Annotated in this window: 26 protein-coding genes and 1 tRNA gene; 20 read left to right on the top strand and 7 right to left on the bottom strand. The window is 66.1% G+C overall.

Translation table 11 applies throughout. From position 1 onward, the window contains the following. Window positions 1-73: 73 nt before the first annotated feature. From rpsA to aroA, 7 genes are all read right to left on the bottom strand, one after another. Window positions 74-1,783 (bottom strand): 30S ribosomal protein S1, encoded by a 1,710-nt coding sequence (gene rpsA, locus BZF59_RS08440; protein WP_086607800.1) that lies wholly within the window; start codon window positions 1,781-1,783, stop codon window positions 74-76. 214 nt (window positions 1,784-1,997) lie between these two features. Then, window positions 1,998-2,618 (bottom strand): (d)CMP kinase, encoded by a 621-nt coding sequence (locus BZF59_RS08435; RefSeq protein WP_086607799.1) that lies wholly within the window; start codon window positions 2,616-2,618, stop codon window positions 1,998-2,000. After that, window positions 2,615-3,628 carry a proline iminopeptidase-family hydrolase gene (locus tag BZF59_RS08430; protein ID WP_245806076.1) on the bottom strand — a complete coding sequence of 338 codons (1,014 nt, stop codon included), beginning with the start codon at window positions 3,626-3,628 and terminating at the stop codon, window positions 2,615-2,617. The genes BZF59_RS08435 and BZF59_RS08430 overlap by 4 nt, the downstream gene beginning before the upstream one ends. Further along, window positions 3,625-3,867 (bottom strand): hypothetical protein, encoded by a 243-nt coding sequence (locus BZF59_RS16045; protein WP_143738126.1) that lies wholly within the window; start codon window positions 3,865-3,867, stop codon window positions 3,625-3,627. The genes BZF59_RS08430 and BZF59_RS16045 overlap by 4 nt, the downstream gene beginning before the upstream one ends. Then, entirely contained in the window at window positions 3,864-4,136 is a 273-nt protein-coding gene (locus BZF59_RS08425; RefSeq protein ID WP_086607797.1) for a CBU_0592 family membrane protein, read from the bottom strand. Before BZF59_RS08425 ends, BZF59_RS16045 begins: the two co-directional genes overlap by 4 nt. Beyond that, window positions 4,133-4,360 (bottom strand): hypothetical protein, encoded by a 228-nt coding sequence (locus BZF59_RS08420; RefSeq protein ID WP_086607796.1) that lies wholly within the window; start codon window positions 4,358-4,360, stop codon window positions 4,133-4,135. Before BZF59_RS08420 ends, BZF59_RS08425 begins: the two co-directional genes overlap by 4 nt. Then, window positions 4,357-5,673, bottom strand: coding sequence for a 3-phosphoshikimate 1-carboxyvinyltransferase (gene aroA / locus BZF59_RS08415; RefSeq protein ID WP_086607795.1), 1,317 nt, complete (start codon window positions 5,671-5,673; stop codon window positions 4,357-4,359). Before aroA ends, BZF59_RS08420 begins: the two co-directional genes overlap by 4 nt. A 169-nt stretch (window positions 5,674-5,842) precedes the next feature. Between aroA and BZF59_RS08410 the strand changes: the two genes are divergently transcribed. The 20 genes from BZF59_RS08410 (at window position 5,843) to BZF59_RS08315 (ending at window position 22,538) form a co-directional block, all read left to right on the top strand. After that, a complete protein-coding gene (locus BZF59_RS08410; protein ID WP_086607847.1) occupies window positions 5,843-6,184 on the top strand; it encodes a TIGR02300 family protein in 342 nt (113 codons plus the stop codon). Window positions 6,185-6,454: 270 nt separating this feature from the next. Beyond that, window positions 6,455-6,530 (top strand) — tRNA-Ala (locus tag BZF59_RS08405). 132 nt (window positions 6,531-6,662) lie between these two features. Next, on the top strand, window positions 6,663-8,126 hold the full coding sequence (gene ffh, locus BZF59_RS08400) for a signal recognition particle protein (protein WP_086607794.1): 1,464 nt from the start codon (window positions 6,663-6,665) through the stop codon (window positions 8,124-8,126). A 54-nt stretch (window positions 8,127-8,180) separates the two neighbouring features. Further along, window positions 8,181-8,696 (top strand): 30S ribosomal protein S16, encoded by a 516-nt coding sequence (rpsP, locus tag BZF59_RS08395; RefSeq protein WP_086607793.1) that lies wholly within the window; start codon window positions 8,181-8,183, stop codon window positions 8,694-8,696. Window positions 8,697-8,702: 6 nt separating this feature from the next. Then, window positions 8,703-9,203, top strand: coding sequence for a ribosome maturation factor RimM (gene rimM, locus BZF59_RS08390; RefSeq protein WP_086607792.1), 501 nt, complete (start codon window positions 8,703-8,705; stop codon window positions 9,201-9,203). 6 nt (window positions 9,204-9,209) lie between these two features. Beyond that, the gene (locus tag BZF59_RS08385; protein WP_086607791.1) at window positions 9,210-9,536 is read left to right on the top strand and encodes a hypothetical protein; all 327 of its coding nucleotides are present in this window, start codon (window positions 9,210-9,212) and stop codon (window positions 9,534-9,536) included. 12 nt (window positions 9,537-9,548) lie between these two features. Beyond that, window positions 9,549-10,094 (top strand): glycine-rich domain-containing protein, encoded by a 546-nt coding sequence (locus tag BZF59_RS08380; RefSeq protein WP_086607790.1) that lies wholly within the window; start codon window positions 9,549-9,551, stop codon window positions 10,092-10,094. Then, window positions 10,070-10,906: a TIGR04222 domain-containing membrane protein gene (locus BZF59_RS08375; protein ID WP_086607789.1), complete on the top strand. Its 837-nt coding sequence runs from the start codon at window positions 10,070-10,072 to the stop codon at window positions 10,904-10,906. Before BZF59_RS08380 ends, BZF59_RS08375 begins: the two co-directional genes overlap by 25 nt. A gap of 22 nt (window positions 10,907-10,928) precedes the next feature. Then, window positions 10,929-11,897, top strand: coding sequence for a carbon-nitrogen hydrolase family protein (locus tag BZF59_RS08370; RefSeq protein ID WP_086607788.1), 969 nt, complete (start codon window positions 10,929-10,931; stop codon window positions 11,895-11,897). Beyond that, entirely contained in the window at window positions 11,882-12,217 is a 336-nt protein-coding gene (locus tag BZF59_RS08365; protein ID WP_086607787.1) for a hypothetical protein, read from the top strand. The genes BZF59_RS08370 and BZF59_RS08365 overlap by 16 nt, the downstream gene beginning before the upstream one ends. A 1-nt stretch (window position 12,218) precedes the next feature. Continuing rightward, the gene (trmD, locus tag BZF59_RS08360) at window positions 12,219-13,073 is read left to right on the top strand and encodes a tRNA (guanosine(37)-N1)-methyltransferase TrmD (RefSeq protein WP_086607786.1); all 855 of its coding nucleotides are present in this window, start codon (window positions 12,219-12,221) and stop codon (window positions 13,071-13,073) included. Beyond that, the gene (rplS, locus tag BZF59_RS08355) at window positions 13,070-13,438 is read left to right on the top strand and encodes a 50S ribosomal protein L19 (RefSeq protein ID WP_086607785.1); all 369 of its coding nucleotides are present in this window, start codon (window positions 13,070-13,072) and stop codon (window positions 13,436-13,438) included. The genes trmD and rplS overlap by 4 nt, the downstream gene beginning before the upstream one ends. Before the next feature lie 144 nt (window positions 13,439-13,582). Then, a complete protein-coding gene (locus tag BZF59_RS08350) occupies window positions 13,583-15,823 on the top strand; it encodes a S9 family peptidase (RefSeq protein WP_086607784.1) in 2,241 nt (746 codons plus the stop codon). A 143-nt stretch (window positions 15,824-15,966) separates the two neighbouring features. Then, entirely contained in the window at window positions 15,967-16,992 is a 1,026-nt protein-coding gene (locus tag BZF59_RS08345) for an aspartate-semialdehyde dehydrogenase (protein WP_086607783.1), read from the top strand. A 10-nt stretch (window positions 16,993-17,002) separates the two neighbouring features. After that, window positions 17,003-17,608 (top strand): DUF2238 domain-containing protein, encoded by a 606-nt coding sequence (locus tag BZF59_RS08340; protein WP_086607782.1) that lies wholly within the window; start codon window positions 17,003-17,005, stop codon window positions 17,606-17,608. Between the two features lie 2 nt (window positions 17,609-17,610). After that, window positions 17,611-18,177: a hypothetical protein gene (locus BZF59_RS08335; protein ID WP_086607846.1), complete on the top strand. Its 567-nt coding sequence runs from the start codon at window positions 17,611-17,613 to the stop codon at window positions 18,175-18,177. Between the two features lie 10 nt (window positions 18,178-18,187). Then, window positions 18,188-18,841, top strand: a complete 654-nt coding sequence (locus tag BZF59_RS08330) for a DsbA family protein (RefSeq protein WP_086607781.1) — start codon at window positions 18,188-18,190, stop codon at window positions 18,839-18,841. Next, complete coding sequence (locus BZF59_RS08325; protein ID WP_086607780.1) at window positions 18,834-19,586, top strand: alpha/beta fold hydrolase; 753 nt, start codon at window positions 18,834-18,836, stop codon at window positions 19,584-19,586. The genes BZF59_RS08330 and BZF59_RS08325 overlap by 8 nt, the downstream gene beginning before the upstream one ends. 76 nt (window positions 19,587-19,662) lie before the next feature. Further along, complete coding sequence (locus BZF59_RS08320; protein ID WP_086607779.1) at window positions 19,663-21,513, top strand: M2 family metallopeptidase; 1,851 nt, start codon at window positions 19,663-19,665, stop codon at window positions 21,511-21,513. Next, entirely contained in the window at window positions 21,513-22,538 is a 1,026-nt protein-coding gene (locus BZF59_RS08315) for a Vgb family protein (RefSeq protein ID WP_158094292.1), read from the top strand. The genes BZF59_RS08320 and BZF59_RS08315 overlap by 1 nt, the downstream gene beginning before the upstream one ends.

Genomic DNA, 22,538 nt, shown 5'->3' with positions numbered 1-22,538 from the left:
GGTGAGCAGACGGGCCTGAATTCCAACGCGGATTACCCGAGGACGCTCGCCCGGATGGGCGAGCGCCTCACGATCAATCCTGACCCTTCTTGAGCGCGGCGCCGAGGATGTCGCCGAGCGAAGCGCCCGAATCCGACGAACCGAACTGCGCAACCGCTTCCTTTTCTTCGGCGATCTGACGGGCCTTGATCGAGAAGTTGGGCTTCTTCGAACGGTCGAAGCCGATCACCATTGCGTCGATCTTGCTGCCGACCTGGAAGCGGTCGGGGCGCTGTTCGTCGCGGTCGCGGCCGAGGTCGCTGCGCTTGATGAAGCCGGTCGCACCGTCTTCGCCAACCTGCACTTCCAACCCACCGTCGCGCACTTCGAGCACGGTGACGGTGACGGTCTGGTTCTTGCGCAGCGCGCTGCCGGTGGTGGCGGCTTCAGCCGAAGGCGCGCCCTTTTCGAGCTGCTTCATGCCGAGGCTGATGCGCTCCTTGTCGACATCGACATCGAGCACGATGGCCTTGACCATCTCGCCCTTGCGGTGGAGCGCCAGCGCGTCTTCGCCCGAGATGCCCCAGGCGATGTCCGACATGTGAACCATGCCGTCCACGTCGCCATCGAGGCCGATGAACAGGCCGAATTCGGTGGCGTTCTTGACTTCGCCCTCGACTTCGCTGCCGACCGGGTGCTTCTCGGCGAACTCGTCCCACGGATTGCGCTGGGCCTGCTTGAGGCCAAGGCTGATACGACGCTTGTCGCTGTCGACCTCCAGCACCATCACGTCGACTTCCTGCGAGGTCGAGACGATCTTGCCGGGGTGGACGTTCTTCTTGGTCCAGCTCATTTCGCTGACGTGGACAAGGCCTTCGATGCCCGCTTCCAGCTCCACGAAGGCGCCGTATTCGGTGATGTTGGTCACCTGACCCGTCAGCTTCATGCCGACCGGGTACTTGGCAGCAACGCCATCCCACGGATCGCTTTCGAGCTGCTTCATGCCGAGGCTGATGCGCTGCGTTTCAGCGTTGATGCGCACGATCTGCACGGTCACGGTGTCACCGATATTGATGACCTCGCTCGGGTGGTTGACGCGCTTGTAGCTCATGTCGGTGACATGCAGCAGCCCGTCGATCCCGCCGAGATCCACGAACGCACCGTAATCGGTGATGTTCTTGACCACGCCGTCGATGATCTGGCCTTCGACCAGGTCATTGATGAGCTCGCTGCGCTGTTCGGCGCGGGTTTCTTCGAGCACCGCACGGCGCGAAACGACGATGTTGCCGCGGCGACGATCCATCTTGAGGATCTGGAAGGGCTGCGGCACGTCCATCAGCGGGGTGACGTCGCGCACGGGGCGGATGTCGACCTGCGAGCCGGGGAGGAAGGCCACGGCGCCGTCGAGGTCGACGGTGAAGCCGCCCTTGACGCGGCCGAAGATGCGGCCTTCGACGCGCTTGCCTTCGCCGAATTCGCTTTCCAGCTTGTCCCACGCGGCTTCGCGGCGGGCGCGGTCACGCGAGAGCATGGCTTCGCCATCGGCGTTCTCGACGCGGTCAACGAAGACTTCGACTTCGCCGCCGACGGTCAGGCCGTGGTCGTCCTCGCCACGCGAGAATTCCTTGAGGGAGATGCGGCCTTCGCTCTTGAGGCCAACGTCGATGACGGCAAAGCCGTTTTCGATCGCGGTGACGGTGCCCTTGACGACGCGGCCTTCGAAGCCTTCATCGCCGGCGCCGCCGAGCTGTTCGTTGAGAAGCGCCTCGAAATCGGCGCGGGTGGGATTGGCAGTGCTCGCCATAGTCGATCAGAGTCCTGTTTCGTTGTGCTACCGGCCACCGGTTTTTCCGGGGTCTTTCTCCGCTTCCCAGGCACCATTGCCGGGGCTGGCGGGGCAAGAGGCAGACTTCTGCGCGTGGCCCCATGCCGACGTGCAGGTTCTTTCAACCAGATTGGATTGCGAGAACGGGGGCGCGCCTAGGCGAGACGGCTTCGAAAAGCAAGGAAAACCCGGCCTACCCGATCCGCGCCACTACCGCCTCGATCGCGGCCTCGATCGCGGCATCGCGGCCGAAATGGGTGGTGTCGATCACCAGCGCATCGGCAGCGGCGCGCAAGGGGGCGTCGGTGCGATTAATGTCGCGCGCGTCGCGGGCGGCGATGTCGCGCTCGATTTCGGCGAGGGGGATGTCGATCTCGCGGCCCGTCATCTCCAGCCAGCGCCGCCGTGCGCGTTCCTGCACACTGGCGGTGACATAGAGCTTCACCTCGGCCTCGGGCGCGATCACTGTGCCGATATCGCGCCCGTCGAGCACCGCGCCGCCCGGCTGCGTGGCGAAGGCACGCTGGCGCTGGAACAGGGCGTGGCGCACATCGGGATGCACCGAGACGCGGCTCGCATAGCCGCCGACCTCTTCGGAGCGCAGGATCTCGTCTTCGAGCAGGCTGTCGGCAAAGTCGCAGGCGGCCAGCGCGGTTGCGGGGTCGTCGGGATCGCCGCCCGCCAACTGCACCTGCCGCCCGACCGCGCGGTAGAGCAGCCCGGTGTCGAGATGCGGCAGGCCGAAATGCGCGGCCAGCGCCTTGGCGATGGTGCCCTTGCCCGATGCGGTCGGGCCGTCGACGGCGATGATCATTTGGCGGCTTCCCGCGCGTCGATCCGGCTCATCCAGTCGCGGTAGATCGCTTCGGCGACGACGGGACGCTCGGAAATGAAGGCGTGGCTGCCGCCCGGCACCACCGCGAGTTCCGCGCCCGGAGTGAGCGCGACGAAATCCTGCACGGTGTCGAGCCGCGCCTCGTCATACTGGCCGACCACGAAGAGGATGCGGCTGCCATCGACGCGGGAGAGCAGCCCCGAGGCATCGTAGCTCGCCAACGAGCCCGAGGCGCGGAATTCGGTCGGCCCCCACATCGCGTTGTAGACCGTGGCGTTGAAGCCCTTGCCGCCATAGCGCTTGCGATAGGCGAGCGCCTCAGGGGAGGGGGCAGGGCGGTCGGCGCGGCCGTTGTAGGCGGCGTAGAAGGCGGCAGTTGCGGGCTCGCACACTTCGGCGGCGGGCGGGGTGGGCCCCTCGCAGGCGCGGATCGTGGCCGCCACGTCATCGGGCAGGTCGCGGATCAAGAGGTTGGTGCCGGTGATCCAGTGCGACGTCGACAGGAAGGTGCCGCTCAGCACCGCCGATGCGGTGTGCTGCGGATAAGCGGCGGCATATTCGAGCGCGAGGGCCGAGCCCCAGGAATGGCCGATCACATGCCAGCGCTCGACGCCCAGTTCGCGGCGGATAGCCTCGAGTTCGGCCACGAAGCGTTCGGGGCGCCAGTTGGCGGGGTTTTCGGGCCGGTCGGACATTCCGCTGTCGAGCTGGTCGTAAAGGATCACCGGGCGCTGGTCGGCGAGGCTGAGCAGGCCGCCGAAGTTCACATGCGTGCCCCCGGGGCCGCCGTGGATAATGATGACGGGCGTCGCGCCCTCGCCGATGGTGCCGTTGACCCGCGCCCAGACCTTGCCGCCCTCGACCGCGATGCGGTGTTCGGAGGTGGCGACCGACCAGTCGGCGGCGGGATCGGTGGGGAGGACGGTGGTCTGCGCCCACGCCGCAGCGGGCAATGCGAAAGCGGCCAGCGCCGCGAAAAGCGTTCTCATGAGAAGATGTCCTCTGCCTTGGCCGGGGTCAGTTCGGTCTGCTCGCGCTTGCGCCAGCGGAAGTGGAGAAAGCCGAAGGCGGCCCATGCGGCAAACAGGTTGAGCCCCAGCTCAATCCACACCTGATCGCTCTCGGCGCGCAGCCATGTCACCCCTGCCGCCGCGCCGAGCAGGATCGCCGCCGCCACGATCCGGCGCGTCAGCGGTGTTCGCCCGAGGTGCTGCAAGGTGCGGCTCATCCCCCGCTCCTATCCTCGCCCGCCCGATTGCGCCACGCCTTCGCCAACCCGTAGATCGCGATCGCGGCCCAGAAGAATTCGAGCACGAGGCTCGCCCAGTTGGTGTGGTAGACGAGGCTGACCGTCAGCAGCGCCGCGCCGAGCAGGTTGGTGCCGTGCAGCAGGAAGGGGTTAGTCGCCTTTGCCAGCGTCAGATAGGCATAGGCACCGATGATGCAGGCGGTGCCGGCAAGTCCGATGATGCTGGGCCAGTCGAGCGGGGTATTCATGGCTGCTCCCGATCATGCTTCTCGCGAGATGCCTTGCGCAGCAGCCAATCACGTAACTTGTCGTGAGTGAGCCAGCGCACAGCTCCAGCCAAGGGCGCTGCGACGCAGATAAGGATGATCTCCGCCAAAGTGATCGGCGCCCCACCAGAGAAATGGCGGTAGATGGCCCAACCAAGAAAACCACCTGTGAAGATGATGATGGTTGAGACGAGGCCTTTTGTCACGCCGTCGCCTCGGCCAGCAGACCCATGAAAGTGGGGAAGCTAGTATTGATCGGGCTGATGTCGTCGACGTCCACGCCGCCCTCGCTGACGAGGCCTGCCACCGCCATGCTCATGGCAATGCGGTGATCGAGTAACGATTTGACCTGCCCGTTCGCTGTGCCGCGGAGCGGTTCGCCGTCGGTGCCGTGGATGGTGAGGCCGTCCTCGTGCTCCTCCACCCGCGCGCCCGCGGCGGTAAGCGCGGCGGCCATCGCGGCGAGGCGGTCGCTTTCCTTGACGCGCAGTTCCTCAAGGCCGGTCGTGCGGGTCGTGCCCTGCGCAAGCGCGGCGGCAACGAACAGCACCGGAAACTCGTCGATCATCGCAGGCGCGATGGCCGGATCGACATCGATGCCCGAAAGCTGCGCATGGCGCACCCGCAGGTCTGCGACCGGCTCGCCGCCCACTTCGCGCGCGTGCACCTCCTCAATGTCCGCGCCCATCTGCCGCAGCACGTGGAGCAGGCCCGCGCGGGTCGGGTTGAGGCCGACGTTCAGGATCGTGAGATCGCTCCCCGGCACCAGCGTGGCTGCGACCATGAAGAAAGCGGCGGAGGAGGGATCGCCCGGCACCACCACGTCCATCGGCTTCAGATCGGCCTCGCCGTGGATGCTGATAACGGCCTCGCCCTTCTCCTCACCCACTTCGAGCTTCGCGCCGAAGCCGGTCAGCATCCGCTCGGTATGGTCGCGGGTGTGGACGGGCTCGATCACGCGGGTGATGCCGGGGGTGTTGAGGCCGGCGAGCAGCACCGCGCTTTTGACCTGCGCACTCGCCACCGGGAGCCGGTAGGTGATCGGCACGGCAGGGTTCGCGCCGCGCAGCATCAGGGGGAGGGTGCCGCCCGCGCTCGCCTCGAAACTTGCGCCCATCAGCGAAAGCGGATCAATCACGCGCTTCATCGGGCGGCCCGAGAGGCTCGCATCGCCCGTGAAGGTCGCGGTGATCGCATGGCTCGCGACAAGGCCCATCAGCAGCCGCGTCGACGTGCCTGAATTGCCCATGTCGAGCGCCTGCTTCGGCTCCAAGAGGCTGCCGACACCCACGCCATCGACCGTCCATGCGCCGTCATCCCCGCGCGCAATCTGCGCTCCGAAGGCCCGCATCGCCGCAGCGGTCGCCAGCACGTCCTCGCCCTCCAGCAGCCCGGTGATGCGGCTGCGCCCGACGGCGAGCCCTGCAAACATCAACGAGCGATGGCTGATCGACTTGTCGCCGGGGACACGGATGGCGCCCGTCAGCGGGCCGGCGGCGCTAAAGCGATGGCTGGTCATAAGGCCGCGGTCTTTGACAGCGCCCCGCGCTTCTGGCAAGGCGCGCCGCGTCTGTCCGCCGGGCTCTTGATAAAGGGCTTGCCGGAGCCCACTTTTCCGATCAATCCACCCACGATTTTGCAGCTGTTGGGCCCGCCCTGTCAGGGCCGGCCCGTTTTGAGGAATGACGATGGCGAAGCCTGAATGGGGTACCAAGCGTACCTGCCCCAAGTGCGGGGAGCGATTTTACGATCTCGGCAAGGACGATCCGGTGACCTGCATCGAATGCGGCGAGAACTGGTCGCCCGAGCCGGTGCTCAAGTCCAAGCAGCCGATTCCCTTCGAGGAAGTCGAAAAGAAGAAGGACGTCGAGGCTGACGCCGATCTCAGCGGCGATGACGACATCGACGATCTGGAAGACATCGAGGACATCGACGAGGACGGCGATTCGCCCGACAACGACGTCGATCTCGGCGGTGACGACGATCTCGGTGTGGCCACTTCGGGCGACGACGACGACGACGAGAGCTGATTGATTGCGGGGCCGCCTCCGCGGCCGGTGTGCCGCCTTTGGCGACACAGCTTCGCTTCCCTCGGTGCGTTTCCGGCGCGGTGCGCCGGAGCACCTGCGGCTCGCGCGCGTGCGCTCGCGGCCGCGTTCCGGCCGGATCAGCCCTGACGGTCCGAAGTCAGGATATTTGGTCCGGTTCGATCAATTTAAGCTTGCCAAGGGAGGTCGGCCCCACTAATGGCCGCCTCCCGCAAGCAGGGCGCTTAGCCTTGCTGGCATGATGACTGGCTCGGGGCCTTAGCTCAGCTGGGAGAGCGCAACACTGGCAGTGTTGAGGTCAGCGGTTCGATCCCGCTAGGCTCCACCAGTCATCCTGATCAAAGTCGGAGAGTTTGCTCCTTGCTGGAGCTCCCTTCGCAACGCTGGCCGACGAGGTTTCGTCCGCCGGCGTTTTTCGCATTTTCCGGGCGGCCAAGGCTCCCGGCAGGAGAAGTTGGCGATGTTCGACACGCTGTCCGACCGTCTTGGCGGGGTCTTTGACAAGCTCAAGGGCCGCGGTGCGCTGCGCGAGCAGGACGTGCGCGACGCCATGCGCGAAGTGCGGATCGCGCTGCTCGAAGCCGACGTCGCGCTCCCCGTCGCCCGCCGCTTCATCGATTCCGTCACCGAAAAGGCCGTCGGCCAAGATGTCCTGAAGTCGGTCACCCCCGGCCAGATGGTGATCAAGATCGTCCATGACGAACTGGTTGAAACGCTGGGCGGGATGGAGGTCGAAGGCCTCAAGCTCGATGCCAAGCCGCCGGTCGTGATCATGATGGTCGGCCTGCAGGGTTCGGGTAAAACGACCACCACCGCCAAGCTCGCCAAGCTGATCCGCGAACGCCACGGCAAGAAGGCGCTGATGGCCTCGCTCGACGTCAACCGTCCGGCGGCGCAGGAGCAGCTGGCGGTGCTCGGCGGGCAGGTCGATGTCGCGACCCTGCCGATCGTGCAAGGCCAGCAGCCGGTCGACATCGCCCGCCGCGCGATGGAAGCCGCGCGGCTTCAGAATTTCGACGTGCTGCTGCTCGACACCGCGGGCCGCCTCCACGTTGACGACGCGCTGATGGCCGAGATGAAGGCTGTCGCCAGCGTTTCGGCGCCCAACGAAGTGCTGCTGGTTGTCGATTCATTGACAGGTCAGGACGCGGTCAACGTCGCGCAGTCCTTCACCAGCGAAGTGCCGCTGACCGGCGTGGTGCTGACCCGCATGGACGGCGATGCCCGCGGCGGTGCCGCGCTCTCGATGCGCGCGGTCACCGGCAAGCCGATCAAGTTCGCGGGCACCGGCGAAAAGCTCGACGCGATCGAGCCTTTCCGCCCCGGTTCGGTCGCCGACCGCATCCTCGGCATGGGCGACGTCGTCAGCCTGGTCGAGCGCGCCGCCGCGACGATCAAGGAAGAGGACGCTGAAAAGCTCGCGCGCAACCTTGAGAAGGGCAGGTTCGACCTCGACGATCTCGCCATGCAGCTCAAGCAGATGCGCGGCATGGGCGGGCTGGGGATGCTGGCGGGCATGATGCCGGGCATGAAGAAGGCCAAGGCCGCGATGCAATCGAGCGGCATGGACGACAAGGTGCTGGTTCACATGGAAGCGATCATCTCCTCGATGACCGCCAAGGAACGCGCCAATCCCGACCTGATGAACGCCAAGCGCAAGAAGCGCGTCGCGGCGGGCAGCGGCACCGATGTGCAGACGGTCAACAAGGTGCTCAAGATGCACCAGGAAATGTCGCGCGCGATGAAGCAGATCAAGAAGATGGGCGGGCTCAAGGGCCTCGCTGCGATGTTCGGTGGCGGCGGCGGTCCGATGGGCGGCGGCATGGGCGGCATGGGCGGCCTTCCGCCCGGCGGCCTGCCCGGCCTCGGCGGTGGCGGGATGGGAGGTCTGCCCGGTCTCGGTGGTCCGCCCCGCAAGAAATAGTTTCAAGTCAGAAGTTTCAGTTCAACAGTTCAAGTTCAATCGAAAGGTAACATCATGTCGATTTCCATCCGGCTCTCGCGCGGCGGTGCCAAGAAGCGTCCCTATTACCGCATAGTCGTCGCCAACAGCCGCTCGCCCCGCGACGGCAAGTATCTCGAGCAGATCGGGACCTACAACCCGCTGCTCGCCAAGGACTCGCCCGAGCGCGTGAAGCTGATCGAAGACCGCGCCCGCTACTGGCTCGGCGTCGGCGCGCAGCCGACCGACCGCGTGGCCCGCTTCCTCGATGCCGCCGGCATCAAGGAGCGTGCGGCCCGCGTGAACCCCAAGAAGGGCGAGCCGGGCGAAAAGGCCAAGGAGCGTGCTGAAGAGCGTGCCGCCAAGATCGCCGAAGCCGAAGAAGCCAAGCGCGCCGCTGAAGAAGAAGCCAAGGCCGCTGCCGCTGCCCCGGCCGAAGAAGCGCCCGCCGAAGAAGCGCCCGCTGCTGAAGAAGCTGCCGCTGAAGAGGCCCCTGCTGCTGAAGAAGCGCCTGCTGAAGAAGCCGCCGCCGAAGAACAGGCCGAAGGCTAAGCTACTATGCCCGCGCCCGTCACCCTCGCCGCCATCATCGGCGCGCACGGGGTGGCGGGCGAGGTGCGTCTGAAGCTGTTTGGCGAAGGCGTTGCGACGCTCGCCAAACACAAGAGCTTCAACGATGGCGCGCTCACGCTGGTCAAGGTGCGCGACGACGGCAAGGGCGGCGGGATCGCCCGCTTCGCCGAAAGCACCAGCCGCGCCGATGCCGAAAAGCTGCGCGGCACCGCGCTCAGCGTCCCGCGCGATGCGCTCCCGCCGCTGGCCGAGGGTGAATTCTACCACGCCGATCTGCTCGGGCTTCCCGTGATCACCGACGCGGGCGATCCTGTCGGCACGGTCGCCGCGATCGAGAATTTCGGTGCGACCGACATCATCGAAATTGCCCGCGACCCGGCACCTGAAAAGGGGCCCAAGACCTTCATGGTCCCGATGGTCCCCACAGCCGTGCCGGAATGGGATCAACACCGGCTTGTGATCGCGGCTGCTTTCGCCGAAGACTAGGCGGCGATGCTCGCATTTCTGTTTCTCATGCTGACCTATTGCCTGAGCTGCGCCTTTGCGACGCTTGGCGCAGTGCTGCTGGCCTCGTGGTTCTGGCCCTCTGCCGAGCGCTTCGTCCGGGTCGCAGGCTGCGCTTTTGGCGGTGCACTGGTGACGATCGTTCCAGTGTTGCTGGCCGACACCGGGATGCGCAGAATACCCGCCAGCAGCACCCTGCTGGGTGCGTTGCTGGTGATGGTCCTGGCGCTCGTGCTGGTTGCCCTGCCGGTCGCCTGGCTTGCGCAGCGGCGGCTCGATCGCTCGGCCGTGCTCGATACCAGCGTGTTCGAATAGGCGGGGTGCGACATGCGCGCCGAGGATACCGCGCTGTGGCAACGTATCGCCGACCACCACATCGGCCCTCCTGACGCATCGCTGACCTTCGCCGCCCGGCTCGCCCGCGAGAACCGCTGGGACGAAGCCCACGCCGAACGGGTGATCGGCGAATACAAGCGCTTCTGCTATCTCGCCGTCACCGCCGGGCACCCGGTCACGCCGTCCGATGCGGTCGATCAGGCCTGGCATCTCCACCTCACCTATAGCCGCGATTACTGGCAAAGCTTCTGCCCCGAGGTCCTGCGCGCCGATCTGCACCATGGCCCCACAGCCGGCGGCCCGGTCGAGCGTGAGCGATATTACCGACAATATGCCGATACGCTCGCAGCTTACGAAGCTGCCTTCGGCGCGCTGCCTCCGGCCGATATCTGGCCTGACGCGCATAGGCGTTTTGCCATCGACCCACGGGGAGTTCGCGTTAACTTTTTCGATGGTATCATGCTTCCACGCCGGGTCGCGCTGGCGCTGGGTCTCGCTGTCTTCGTGGCAGGATGGCTCGCGGGAAGGATGATGTGATGCAGCTGTTCTCGTCCTGGACGGGCAGCGACTTTCTGCTGTTTTACAGCGTCATGCTCGCTCTGGCGAGCGCGCTGGCATGGCGGCTGCCCGCCATCCTGCGCGAAGCGGGGCGGTGCGGCGAGGCCCATGATCTCGAAAGCGTGGCAGTGCTGGCTGGCGGGCGGCGGCGCTTGGCCGATTCGCTGCTGGCGGATCTCTATGTGCGCGGCGCGCTGGTCGAGGCGGAAAAGGGCAAGCTCCGGATTGCGGCGCGCGATCATCCGGTGACGCCAGCCGCACGGGCGCTGCTGGCGACCGATGCGCCGGTGACGCTCGCCGATGCGCGCCGGACGGTGGCAGTCCATGCCGAGCGTGTGGCAGCGCGGCTGTGCCGGGCGGGCCTGCTGCTGCGGCCCGAGGAGCACACCCGGCTGCGGCTGATCGCAATTCTGCCGTTTGTTATCCTGTTCCTGCTCGGCCTCTACCGCCAGCGAGCGGGCGGCGCGCTGGGTGAGCCGACCGGCTTTCTGGTCGCGCTGCTGGTGCTGACCGTGGTGCTGGCGGTGATGCGCTATGCTACTTGCGACCCGCGCACCGCGGCAGGCGTGGCGGCGGTGCAGGAACTGCGGCACCGCAACGGCCGTCTCAACCAGGCCCCGCGCCCGGACGAGGCGGCGATGGCGGTGGCGCTGTTCGGCACCGGGGTGCTGGTCGGCACGCCTTGGGAGCCGGTCCATGCGCTGCGCCAGCAGAGCGGCGACAGCGGGGGCGACGGTGGCAGCGACGGCGGCTCGGGCTGCGGCGGCGGCTGCGGCGGTTGCGGAGGCTGATTTGCGCGCGTAAGCGGCGGGCATGACCACGCTTCCAGGTTCTTTGGCCGTCGCTGTCGTTCAGGCCGCTCCGATCCCGCTCGATTTTTCTGCGGGGATCGACAAGGCCCTGCGCCTCGCGCGGGATGCCGTTGAGGCTGGCGCGAAGGTCGTGGCCTTTGGCGAGACCTTTCTGGGCGGCTATCCGCTGTGGCTCGACGAGGCGCCCGGCGCGGCGCTGTGGGACCATCCCGGCACGCGCGCGCTCCATGCGATCATGCTTGAACAAGCCGTGGTCGCCAATGACGCGCGGCTGCTGCCGTTGCAGGAACTGGCCGATGCGAGCGGGGCGATCATCAGCATCGGCGCGCATGAGCGGGTTCGGCGCAGCCTTGTGAACAATCAGCTGACCTTCCGTCCGGGCCTGCCGGTGATGGACCACCGCAAGTTGGTGCCGACCCACGGTGAGCGCCTGATCTGGGCGCGCGGGGATGGCTCGACGCTGGGCGTGCATCAGGCGGAGTGGGGCCGCCTCGGCACGCTGATCTGCTGGGAGCACTGGATGCCGCTCGCTCGCGCGGCGATGCATAATCTCGGCGAGGACGTGCATATCGCCGCCTGGCCGACGGTGCGCGAGAGCCACCAGATCGCATCAAGGCACTATGCGATGGAGGGGCGGTGCTTCGTGCTGGCGGCGGGGCTGGTGCAGATGAAGGACGATTTGCTCGACGGGCTGGAGCGGGTTGGTGGTGACGAGGCGGCGCGCGAGTTGCTGGAGGCGATCCCCGCGCAAGTGCTCAACCGCGGCGGCTCCCTGATCGCTGCCCCCGATACCCGCGTGCTCGCGCAGGCGGGCGAGGGGGAGGAGACTTTGCTGGTGGAGCTCGACCTTGGCGAAGTCTCGGCAGGATTGGCGAATCTTGATACGGACGGACACTACGCGCGGCCTGATGTGTTCGAGCTGACGGTCGATATGCGGGCGAAGGATGGGGTTTCATGGACGAGCCCGTAACTGGCGGACTGATCCTCGGGGTTGCAGTGAGCTTGGCAGGGCTGTGGCTTTCTCGCCGGACGGCGCCCGATGTAGAGGTCTTTCTCCCAAAGCTCGGCGTCAGTTTGTTAGCAGCAATTGGGACTCTGCCTGTGGTGCTGACACCGCTGCTGATACTTCTCGTCGCGGTTATGGATGACAATCGCAACAGCGGGGCGATTGACGCCTTAATGGTATGCGCCGCTATCGTGACGCTTGTCGGCTGGCCTCTTGCATTCGTTGTCGCTCGCAAGAGCATCGCAAGGGCGAGAAGCGAAACGCAACAGGACCCGCGGAGCTGACATGACCTTCGCCGCCACTATTCTCACGCTCTACCCCGAAATGTTCCCCGGGCCGCTCGGCGTGTCGCTCGCAGGCCGCGCGATGGCCGAAGGCAAGTGGGCCTGCGATACGGTGCAGATCCGCGACTTTGCCGAGGACAAGCACCGGACCGTTGATGATACCCCTGCTGGCGGCGGGGCGGGGATGGTGCTGAAGTGCGATGTGCTGGGGAGGGCTCTGGATAGCGTTCAAAAGCGCCTTCCCCAGGGGGAAGGGGTTGGGGATGGGGGTTCGGCGGTCGAGGGACGCTCTGCCTCCGCCAACGCCGAGCCCCCACCCCTCGATCCCCTCCCCGAGGGGAGGGGAGGAAAACGCCCCATCCTCGCCATGACACCGCGCGGGAAACCCATCACGCAAGCGCGCATCCGCGAACTCGCCCAAGGCCCCGGCGTCATCATCCTGTGTGGGCGGTTCGAAGGCTTCGACGAGCGCCTGTTCGAGGCCCGGCCGGAGATCGAGCAGGTCTCCCTCGCCGACATCGTGCTCTCCGGCGGCGAGATGGCGGCGCTCACCATCCTTGACGCTTGCATTCGGCTGCTTCCCGGCGTAATGGGCGCGGCCTTGAGCGGGACCGAGGAGTCGTATGAAAACGGCCTTCTCGAATACCCGCACTACACCCGACCTCAGGAATGGGAAGGGCGCACGATCCCCGAAGTGCTGCGATCGGGGGATCATGCGAAGATCGCGGCGTGGCGAAAGCTGCAAAGCGAGAACGACACACGGTTACGCAGGCCGGACTTGTGGGAGCGCTATGAGGGCGCTCGGGTCCAGCCTGCCTCTGGCGCGCGGCGCAAAACTAAGGAACCGGACCAGTGAACCTGATCCAGCAGATTGAAGCCGAAGAAATCGCCAAGTCCGGCAAGGACATCCCCGAATTCCGCGCTGGCGACACCGTCCGCGTCGGCGTGAAGGTGAAGGAAGGCAACCGCGAGCGTATTCAGAACTATGAAGGCGTCGTGATCGCCCGTTCGAACCGCGGCATGGGTTCGAACTTCACCGTGCGCAAGATGAGCTTCGGCGAAGGCGTCGAGCGCGTCTTCCCGCTCTACTCGCCGATCGTCGAGAGCATCACCGTGGTTCGCCGCGGCGTGGTGCGTCGCGCCAAGCTCTATTACCTGCGCGGCCGCACCGGCAAGAGCGCGCGTATCGTCGAGCGCAAGATGAACGCCCCCAAGGCGTAAGGCTTTTTCAAGCTTGTGAATTTGCGAAGGGCGGCTCTGCGGGGCCGCCCTTTTCGTTCGTGCCTCTTGCCTTTGCGCCGCGCGGTTGCGAGGAACGGAGCGCACCGCAACCTGTGCGGTCTGCCATGACGAGGTGAGCTTTGAATGCGTTCGGTTCTTGCTGCGGTTGCCCTTTCCCTCTCCACCTGTCTGACAACGCCCGTGCTGGCGGAGACCGCCACGATGGCTGAAGCTGCTCCCCCGCTTACCTTTGAACGCGTCTTTGCCTCCCCCGGTCTCGATGGCCCCGCGCCGCGCCAGGTGAAGCTCTCGCCGGACGGGCGCTATCTCACCCTGCTGCGCAACCGCGCCGATGATCGCGACCGCTACGACCTGTGGGGCTATGACATCGACACCCGCGAATGGCGGATGCTGGTCGATTCCGAGGCGCTGGGATCGGGCCGCGAACTGTCCGAGGACGAGAAGATGCAGCGCGAACGCGCGCGCGTCGGAAGTCTGAAGGGCATCATCTCCTACCAGTGGGCGAGTGATGGCAGCGGCGTGCTGGTGCCTCTGGATGGCGACCTGTTCCTCGCCAAGCTGGACGGCACGGTGACGCAGCTGACCGATACCGAGGGCACCGAACTCAACCCCAAGCTCTCGAACAAGGGTGCCTTCGTCAGCTTCGTGCGCGACCGGCGGTTGTGGGTCGGCCCGGTCGGCGGAGAGGCCACCCCGATCACGCCAGCAGACGAGGCCGAGACGATCCGCTGGGGCGAGGCGGAATTCGTCGCGCAGGAGGAAATGGCGCGGTTGCAGGGCTATTGGTGGAGCCCGGACGACAGCCGCATCGTCGTCCAGCGCACCGATGAAGCCGCGGTCGGCATCGTCACCCGCGCGGCGATCGGCGCCACGGGCACCAAGGTGTTCGATCAGCGCTATCCGGCGGCGGGCACCGACAATGCCGTGGTCGAACTGTTCGTGATAAACCCCGACGGGACGGGGAGCGTGAAGGTCGATCTCGGCGTCGACCTCGATATCTATGTCGCGCGGGTCGATTGGGCGCCGGATGGCAGCGCGATCTATGTCCAGCGGCAGGACCGCGCGCAGACAAAGATCGACATGCTCAAGGTCGATCCGGCGACGGGTGCCTCGCAGATCTGGTTCACCGAAGACGCCGCGCGGCCCGATTACTGGGTGAACCTCTCGGACAATTACCGCCTTCTCGGCGATGGATCGCTGCTGTGGTGGTCCGAGCGGGACGGCTACGGCCATTTCTACCGCTATGCGAACGGCCAGTGGCAGCAGCTTACCTCTGGCGCCTCGCCCACGACCAGCCTTGTCGGCGTGGACGAGACGGCGGGCACCTTCACCTATCAGGCGACCAAGGATGTGCTGACCCAGCAGATCTACCGCGCCCGGCTGGACGGGACGGGGGAGCCGGAATTGCTCACCGATCCCGACTTCACCAATTCTGCGAGCATGGATGGCGCGGGGAGGCTGCTCTATGTCAGCCGTTCCAATCCGGCCCAGCCGCCGCAGTCCTATCTCGCCACGCCCGATGGCGCGCGGGTGGCGTGGATCGAGGAGAACCGGGTCGAGGGCGATCACCCCTATGCGCCCTTCCTCGCGAGCCATGTGACCCCCGAATACGGCACCATTGCCGGCGAGGACGGCACGCCGCTGCACTGGATGATGCTCAAGCCCAAGATGGAGCCGGGCAAGCGCTACCCGGTGTTCTTCAGCCATTACGGCGGGCCGGGGCCGCAGATGGTGACCAAGGGCTGGGGTGGGGCGCTCGCGCAGTCGATCGTCGACAAGGGCTATGTCTATTTCGTGCTCGACAATCGCGGTTCGGCCAACCGGGGCGTGGACTTCGAACAGCCGCTTTACCGCGCGATGGGCGGGGCCGAGGTGCGCGACCAGAAGGCGGGGGCGGAATGGCTGAAGAGCCTCGATTTCGTCGATCCCGACAAGGTCGCGATCTATGGCTGGTCCTATGGCGGCTACATGACGCTGAAGCAGCTCGAGGCCGACCCTGGCCTTTATGCGGCGGGCATTTCCGGCGCGCCGGTGACCCGCTGGGAGCTCTACGACACGCACTATACCGAGCGCTACATGGGCGATCCGCGCGAGGTGCCCGAGGCTTACGAGAAAGCCAGCGCGATCCCCGAAGCCACCAAGATCGCCGATCCCCTGCTGCTGATCCACGGCATGGCGGACGACAATGTGGTGTTCGAAAACTCCTCGGAACTCATCAGCGTGCTTCAGGAAAGCAACACGCCCTTCGAGATGATGCTCTACCCCGGCTACACCCACCGCGTCTCCGGCCCGAACATCGGTCCGCATGTGTGGAACTCGATCTTCCGCTTTCTCCAGCGGCACGAAGTAACGCCTCCGAAGTAATTTTCTTCTCTCGACATAGCTATTCGTCATGCTGAACTTGTTTCAGCATCCATCTCGCACCATAGAGCGGCGGCGTGAGCGGCCGGATGGACCCTGAAACAAGTTCAGGGTGACGGCTGGCTCGGAGGATTGCAGGAGTTCACATGGGTTACCGGGTGGCAGTGGTCGGCGCGACCGGCAATGTCGGGCGCGAGATGATGCAGGTTTTGGCCGAGCGCGAGTTTCCGTGCGACGAGGTCGCCGCGGTCGCCTCGTCGCGGTCGGTCGGCACGGAAGTCGAATTCGGCGACACCGGCAAGATGCTCAAGTGCAAGAATATCGAGCATTTCGACTTCGCCGGATGGGACATCGCGCTGTTCGCGGCAGGCTCGGGCCCGGCCAAGGAATATGCCCCCAAGGCGGCGGCGGCTGGTTGTATCGTCATCGACAACTCGTCGCTCTATCGTATGGACCCCGATGTTCCGCTGATCGTGCCGGAAGTGAACCCCGATGCGATCGACGGCTATACCAAGCGCAACATCATCGCCAATCCCAACTGCTCGACCGCACAGCTGGTGGTGGCGCTGAAGCCGCTGCACGATGCCGCGACGATCAAGCGCGTGGTCGTCTCGACCTACCAGTCGGTCTCGGGCGCGGGCAAGGCGGGGATGGACGAGCTGTTCACCCAGAGCCGCGCGATCTTCGTCGGCGATCCGGTGGAGCCCGCAAAGTTCACCAAGCAGATCGCCTTCAACGTCATCCCCCACATCGATACCTTCCTCGACGATGGTTCGACCAAGGAAGAGTGGAAGATGGTGGTCGAGACCAAGAAGATCCTCGACCCCAAGATCAAGCTGACCGCGACCTGCGTGCGCGTGCCGGTGTTCGTCGGCCACTCGGAAGCGGTGAATATCGAGTTCGAGAACGAGCTCAGCGCCGAGGCCGCGATGGACATCCTGCGCGAAGCCCCCGGCGTGATGCTGATCGACAAGCGCGAGGATGGCGGATACGTCACCCCGATCGAATGCGTCGGCGATGCCGCGACCTTCGTCAGCCGGGTGCGCGACGATCCAACGGTGGAGCACGGGATCACCCTGTGGTGCGTCTCGGACAACCTGCGGAAAGGTGCCGCGCTCAACGCGGTGCAGATCGCCGAACTGCTCGGGCGGCGGCATCTCAAGAAGGGCTGACCCCGTTACCATGCCGTCTTTGCCACGGGCACAGACCGGGATGCTGGCGGTGGTGGCCCTCGGCATTCCGCTGAGTGCTTGGGGCGCGCTCTATCCTAGCAATACATGGCTGCAGGTCGGGCCGGTGGCAATCGGCCTGCCATTCGCGTGGCGCGCGCTGCGCCGCACGCCGGTGAGCAACGCCTCGGCCGCGTGCATGACCGCTTTCGTGATGCTGCACCTCTTCGCGGCGCGCTGGTCCTACAGCTTCGTACCCTATGGCGAGTGGCTTCCCGCGTTGACCGCGGAACGCAACCATTTCGACCGGCTGGTCCACTTCGCCTTCGGTGTGCTGGCGACGGCGCCGCTGGTCGAGGCGGGGGTGCGATATTGGGGGCTTACGGCGCGGATGGCGCTGTTCTTCGCGGTCACCGCCGTGCTGGCGGTGGGCGGCGTCTACGAGATCTTCGAATGGAGCCTGACCCTCGCGCTCGCCCCCGAGGCTGCCGGGGCCTATAACGGCGAACAGGGCGACATGTTTGACGCGCAGAAGGATATGGCGCTAGCGGGGCTCGGCGCGGTGCTGGCGCTGCCGTGGGTGCGCGGCGCGGCGTGGTGGCAAGGGACGGAGCGATGACGATGCGAATGCCACTCGTGATGCTGGCCGGCGCGCTCGCGCTGGCGGGCTGCGACAGCGGTGACGTGCCGAGCCCGGCCGAACGCCAGCAGGGCGAGGGCGCGCAGGCGCCGGTCGCCGCCGACATGGTCGAATTGCGCGCCGAGGGCCTGACCGCCGGGGCCGAGGCGTTCTACTTCGCCGCCGGGCAGCAGGAGGTTGAAGCGGCGCTCGCCGCCGCGCTCGGGCCAGTGCTGCGCAGTGGGCAGAACCCCGAATGCGGGGCGGGGCCTATGACCTTCACTGATTTCGGCGGCGGATTGACCGCGCATTTCCAGCAGGGACGGCTGGTCGGCTGGAACTGGCACACGCCGCAGGACGGCGATTCCGCGGCACGCGGAACCATCCGGCTTCCGGGCGATGTCCAGTTGGGATCGCCCCGTGCGACGCTTGAAGCGGCGCCCGGCTTCGCCAAGGTCGAAGGCAGCACGCTGGGCGAGGAATTCGCTCTGGGCAAAGCGATCGGCGGTTTCGTGACCGGCGACAAGGTCGAGATGTTTTATGCCGGTACGCAGTGCTTCTTCCGTTGAGGCACATTGCATGACGCTCCAGGCCGATCTGTTTTTCAGCTTTCGTTCGCCCTATTCCTATCTTGCGGTGGGGCGTTACCGGGCCATGGCCGAGGCCTATGATCTCGCGATCACCCTGCGCCCGGTCTACCCGCTGGCGATCCGGCAGCCCGATTTCTTCGAACGCAATCACCCCAACTGGCTCGGCTACACCTTGCGCGATGTGCTGCGGGTGGCGCAGTTTGAGGGCATTGCCTTCGGTGCGCCGCGGCCCGATCCGATCGTGCAGGATCTGATGACACGGACCATCGCGGCAGAGCAGCCCCATATCTACCGCATCACCCGGCTGGGGCAGGCGGCGGCAAGGCGCGGCAAGGGCCTCGCTTTCGCGCATGAGGCCGCACAGCTGATCTGGGGCGGAGCTGAAGGCTGGCACGAAGGCGAGCACCTCGCCAGAGCGGCAGCGCGCGCCGGGCTTGATCTTGCCGAACTCGATGCCGAAGCGACCGCCGAGGCGGAGGCGCTCGATGCCGAAATCGCCGCCAATCAGGCCGCGCTCGAAGCGGCGGGTCACTGGGGCGTGCCGACCCTTGTGTTCGGTGGCGAGCCGTTCTTCGGGCAGGATCGCATCGCGATGGCGCAGTGGCGGATGGAGCAAAAGGGATTGGTGCGGCGTGATGCGTGAAGACTTCGCCAGCTTCGACGGCACCCGGCTCGCCTATCACATCGAGGGCGAGGGGCGTCCGGTGATCCTGCTCCACGGGCTGTTCTCCTCCGCGCACATGAACTGGATCAAGTGGGGCCACGGCGCGCGGCTGGCGGCGGCGGGCTTTCGGGCGATCATGCTCGATTTCCGCGTCCATGGTGAGAGCGAGGCCCCGCGCGGGCCGAGCGCCTATCCGCCGGGCGTGCTGGTGCGCGATGTTGCCGCGCTGGCCGAGCATTTGGCGTTGGAGCCGGGGGGCTTCGACCTCGTCGGCTTCTCGCTCGGCGCACGCACCGCGACCCATGCGGTCGCCCACGGCATTCTCGAACCGCGTCGTCTGGCGCTGTGCGGCATGGGTGTGGCGGGGCTGGCCGGGTGGGAGCGGCGCGCGGATTTCTTCAAGCGGGTGATCGACGAATTCGACACCATCCGCCCCGGCGATCCGGCCTTCACTGCGCGCACATTCCTCAAGTCGCAGGGCATCGACCGGATCGCGGCGCGGCTGCTGCTCGATGCGATGGACGATTTCGACCTAGCGCTGCTCGCCAATGTCACCATGCCTGTCGCGGCGATCTGCGGCGATGCGGATGACGACAACGGCTCGGCCAGCGAGCTTGCCGCGCTGCTCCCCGATGCGCGCTATATCGAGGTGCCCGGCACCCACATGAACAGCGTCACCCAGCCCGAGCTGGGCGAGGCCATCGCCGCCTTCCTTTCAGCCTGACGCAGGCGGGTTGATTCCCGCGCCGCGCCGGTTCAAACCCCCGCCATTGTCACACGACTGACGGGAAAACTGACGCATGAAATTCTCCGCCCCCCTGCTGAAGGGCGCCGTCGTCGCGCTCGCGATTGTTGCTGCCACCCCGCTTGCCGCGCACACCGCCGAGGCCGCGCCTGCTGCCGAAACCGCTCTTACGCCCGAGGACGCGCGCGCCTGGCTCGCCAAGGTCGAGGCCGATCTGGCCGACTTCTCGGTCGAAAATTCCCATATCTCGTGGATCAACGCGACCTATATCAACCACGACACCGACACGATGGCCGCGCAATACGGCGCCGAGCTGACGGTCAAGCAGGTCGGCTATGCCGCTGAGGCTGCGCGCTATGCGCAGGTTGCGGGGCTCGATGCTGAAACCCGCCGCAAGCTCGACATGCTGCGCAATTCGGTGCTGCTCCCTGCCCCGAGCCGTGATGGCGCGGCCGAGGAGCTGAACGAAATCGCCACGCGCCTTGGCTCGGCCTACGGGCGGGGCAAGGGGACGCTCAATGGTGAACCGATCAACGGCAGCGATATCGAGGCCGAAATGGGCAATCTCGAACGCACGCCCGAAGAGCTCAAGGAAATGTGGGCCAGCTGGCACGACAATGTCGGCGCACCCATGCGCGAAGACTACGCCCGCATGACCGCGCTCGCCAACGAGGGTGCCAAGGAGCTGGGCTTTGCCGATTATGGCGCGATGTGGCGTTCGGGCTATGACATGCCGCCCGAGCAGTTCGCTGCCGAAACCGAGCGGATGTGGCAGGAAGTGAAGCCGCTCTACATCGCGCTCCACACCTATGTGCGCCGCAAGCTCAACGAGAAATACGGCGATGCCGTCCAGCCGCGCACCGGCCCGATCCGCGCCGATCTGCTCGGCAACATGTGGGCGCAGGAGTGGGGCAATATCTATCCGCTGGTCGCCCCCGAGGGCGCGGGCGATATCGGTTACGACCTCACCGCGCTGATCGCCGAGAAGAAGCTCGATGCCGTGGGCATGACCAAGGTCGGCGAGCAGTTCTTCTCCTCGCTCGGTTTCGCGCCGCTGCCCGAAACCTTCTGGGAGCGCAGCCAGTTTGTGAAGCCTGCCGATCGCGAGGTGGTGTGCCATGCCTCGGCCTGGAACATCGACAATGTCGACGATCTGCGCATCAAGATGTGCATCAAGCAGAACGGCGACGACTTCATCGTGATCCACCATGAGCTGGGCCACAACTACTACCAGCGCGCCTACAACAAGCAGGATTATCTCTACCTCACGGGCGCGAATGACGGTTTCCACGAAGCGATCGGCGACATGATCGCGCTGTCGATCACGCCGGAATATCTGGTGCAGATCGACATGCTCGACCCCAAGGACGTGCCGAGCGCCGACAAGGATATCGGCCTCCTGTTGCGTCAGGCGATGGACAAGGTTGCCTTCCTGCCCTTCGGCCTGCTGCTCGATCGCTATCGCTGGGGGCTGTATGACGGCTCGATCCCCGAAGCCGCGATGAACACGGGCTGGAATGAGCTGCGCCGCGATTATCAGGGCGTGGTGCCGCCGGTGGAGCGTCCGGCGGATGGCTTTGACGCGGGCGCGAAGTATCACATCCCCGGCAATGTCAGCTACACCCGCTACTTCCTTGCGCGCCTGTTGCAGTTCCAGTTCTACAAGGCCGCCTGCGACACCGCCGGATGGGAAGGGCCGCTGCACCGCTGCTCGTTCTACGGCAACAAGGACGTCGGCACGAAGCTGAACGCGATGCTGGAGATGGGAGCCTCCAAGCCCTGGCCCGATGCGCTCGAAGCCTTCACCGGCGAGCGGCAGATGTCGGGCAAGGCGATGGCCGAGTATTTCGCGCCGCTCAAGGCGTGGCTCGACAAGCAGAACAAGGGCGAGAAGGCGGGTTGGTGATGCGAGCGGGGGCGGGTATCATCATGGGGGCGGGGGCGCTGATGGCGCTCGCCGCCTGCACGCCTGCAATCGTACCGGAAACGGTAGGCACGGCGGCGACCATGCCGCCCACCCTGTTCGTCGCCGCCAAGCGCGGGAACACGCTCTCGAAAGTCGATCTGGCCACCGGCGAGGAGGTGCTGCGCCTGCCGAGCTGCACCAACCCGCACGAGCTGGCAACCTCGCCCGATGGCGAGCACGTTGCGCTCGCCTGCTATGGCGGGCAAACGGTCGACGTGTTCCGCACCGGCGATCTGGTGAAGGTCGCCAGCCATGACCTTGGCGAGAATGCCCGCCCTCACGGCATAGTCTGGCACACGGATGGCAGCCTGTATGTGACTGCCGAAGGGCAACAGGCGGTGCATGTTCTGATGAGTCCTAAGGACTCGCCCGAACACGTCGGCCTTGTCTACCGCACCGGCAAGCAGGGAAGCCACATGCTGGCCGTTTCGCCTGATGGGGCGGTGGTCTGGACGACCGACCTTGGCTCGCGCACCGTGACGCGTATCGCTTTGGGGGGTGAGACAGGCCCGCCTGTGTCCGTCACGGTCGGCGAGGAGCCCGAGGGCATTGCCCTTTCCCCTGACGGCAAGACACTATGGGTCTCGGCGCGCGGCTCCAATCAGGCCTTTGCGCTCGACCCGCAGACGATGGAAGTGCGCGATACGGTGGAAACCGGGCGCTTCCCCTTGCGCATCGCTGTGCGTCCGCAGGGCGATGTCGCGGTGACTTCCGATCTGGCGGACGGCAGCCTCAGCGTCATCGACACGGCTGCAGCCCGCGTGATCCGCACCATCGCCGTCTCCTCCCCGGCCGAGGCTGAGGCGCGCCAGCAAGTCACCATTCTGTGGTCGAAGGACGGGAGCCGCATCTACGTTGCCGAGACCGCCAGCGACACCGTGGCCGAGGTCGACTACGCCAGCGGCACGGTGCTGCGCCGCCTCAAGGTCGGCGAGGGCGGGGACGGGATGGCGATCCTGCCGTGA

It is taken from the genome of Erythrobacter donghaensis, from assembly GCF_002155425.1.
GTDB lineage: Bacteria > Pseudomonadota > Alphaproteobacteria > Sphingomonadales > Sphingomonadaceae > Erythrobacter > Erythrobacter donghaensis.
This window is presented reverse-complemented; position numbering and strand designations above follow the sequence as displayed.

What these genes read in the sequence shown, in the direction of transcription:
- rpsA (WP_086607800.1), bottom strand. Translation starts at nt 1,783, where the DNA reads ATGGCGAGCACTGCCAATCCCACCCGCGCCGATTTCGAGGCGCTTCTC.
- BZF59_RS08435 (WP_086607799.1), bottom strand. Translation starts at nt 2,618, where the DNA reads ATGATCATCGCCGTCGACGGCCCGACCGCATCGGGCAAGGGCACCATC.
- BZF59_RS08430 (WP_245806076.1), bottom strand. Translation starts at nt 3,628, where the DNA reads ATGAGAACGCTTTTCGCGGCGCTGGCCGCTTTCGCATTGCCCGCTGCG.
- BZF59_RS16045 (WP_143738126.1), bottom strand. Translation starts at nt 3,867, where the DNA reads ATGAGCCGCACCTTGCAGCACCTCGGGCGAACACCGCTGACGCGCCGG.
- BZF59_RS08425 (WP_086607797.1), bottom strand. Translation starts at nt 4,136, where the DNA reads ATGAATACCCCGCTCGACTGGCCCAGCATCATCGGACTTGCCGGCACC.
- aroA (WP_086607795.1), bottom strand. Translation starts at nt 5,673, where the DNA reads ATGACCAGCCATCGCTTTAGCGCCGCCGGCCCGCTGACGGGCGCCATC.
- BZF59_RS08410 (WP_086607847.1), top strand. Translation starts at nt 5,843, where the DNA reads ATGGCGAAGCCTGAATGGGGTACCAAGCGTACCTGCCCCAAGTGCGGG.
- ffh (WP_086607794.1), top strand. Translation starts at nt 6,663, where the DNA reads ATGTTCGACACGCTGTCCGACCGTCTTGGCGGGGTCTTTGACAAGCTC.
- rpsP (WP_086607793.1), top strand. Translation starts at nt 8,181, where the DNA reads ATGTCGATTTCCATCCGGCTCTCGCGCGGCGGTGCCAAGAAGCGTCCC.
- rimM (WP_086607792.1), top strand. Translation starts at nt 8,703, where the DNA reads ATGCCCGCGCCCGTCACCCTCGCCGCCATCATCGGCGCGCACGGGGTG.
- BZF59_RS08385 (WP_086607791.1), top strand. Translation starts at nt 9,210, where the DNA reads ATGCTCGCATTTCTGTTTCTCATGCTGACCTATTGCCTGAGCTGCGCC.
- BZF59_RS08380 (WP_086607790.1), top strand. Translation starts at nt 9,549, where the DNA reads ATGCGCGCCGAGGATACCGCGCTGTGGCAACGTATCGCCGACCACCAC.
- BZF59_RS08375 (WP_086607789.1), top strand. Translation starts at nt 10,070, where the DNA reads ATGGCTCGCGGGAAGGATGATGTGATGCAGCTGTTCTCGTCCTGGACG.
- BZF59_RS08370 (WP_086607788.1), top strand. Translation starts at nt 10,929, where the DNA reads ATGACCACGCTTCCAGGTTCTTTGGCCGTCGCTGTCGTTCAGGCCGCT.
- BZF59_RS08365 (WP_086607787.1), top strand. Translation starts at nt 11,882, where the DNA reads ATGGACGAGCCCGTAACTGGCGGACTGATCCTCGGGGTTGCAGTGAGC.
- trmD (WP_086607786.1), top strand. Translation starts at nt 12,219, where the DNA reads ATGACCTTCGCCGCCACTATTCTCACGCTCTACCCCGAAATGTTCCCC.
- BZF59_RS08350 (WP_086607784.1), top strand. Translation starts at nt 13,583, where the DNA reads ATGCGTTCGGTTCTTGCTGCGGTTGCCCTTTCCCTCTCCACCTGTCTG.
- BZF59_RS08345 (WP_086607783.1), top strand. Translation starts at nt 15,967, where the DNA reads ATGGGTTACCGGGTGGCAGTGGTCGGCGCGACCGGCAATGTCGGGCGC.
- BZF59_RS08340 (WP_086607782.1), top strand. Translation starts at nt 17,003, where the DNA reads ATGCCGTCTTTGCCACGGGCACAGACCGGGATGCTGGCGGTGGTGGCC.
- BZF59_RS08335 (WP_086607846.1), top strand. Translation starts at nt 17,611, where the DNA reads ATGCGAATGCCACTCGTGATGCTGGCCGGCGCGCTCGCGCTGGCGGGC.
- BZF59_RS08330 (WP_086607781.1), top strand. Translation starts at nt 18,188, where the DNA reads ATGACGCTCCAGGCCGATCTGTTTTTCAGCTTTCGTTCGCCCTATTCC.
- BZF59_RS08325 (WP_086607780.1), top strand. Translation starts at nt 18,834, where the DNA reads ATGCGTGAAGACTTCGCCAGCTTCGACGGCACCCGGCTCGCCTATCAC.
- BZF59_RS08320 (WP_086607779.1), top strand. Translation starts at nt 19,663, where the DNA reads ATGAAATTCTCCGCCCCCCTGCTGAAGGGCGCCGTCGTCGCGCTCGCG.
- BZF59_RS08315 (WP_158094292.1), top strand. Translation starts at nt 21,513, where the DNA reads ATGCGAGCGGGGGCGGGTATCATCATGGGGGCGGGGGCGCTGATGGCG.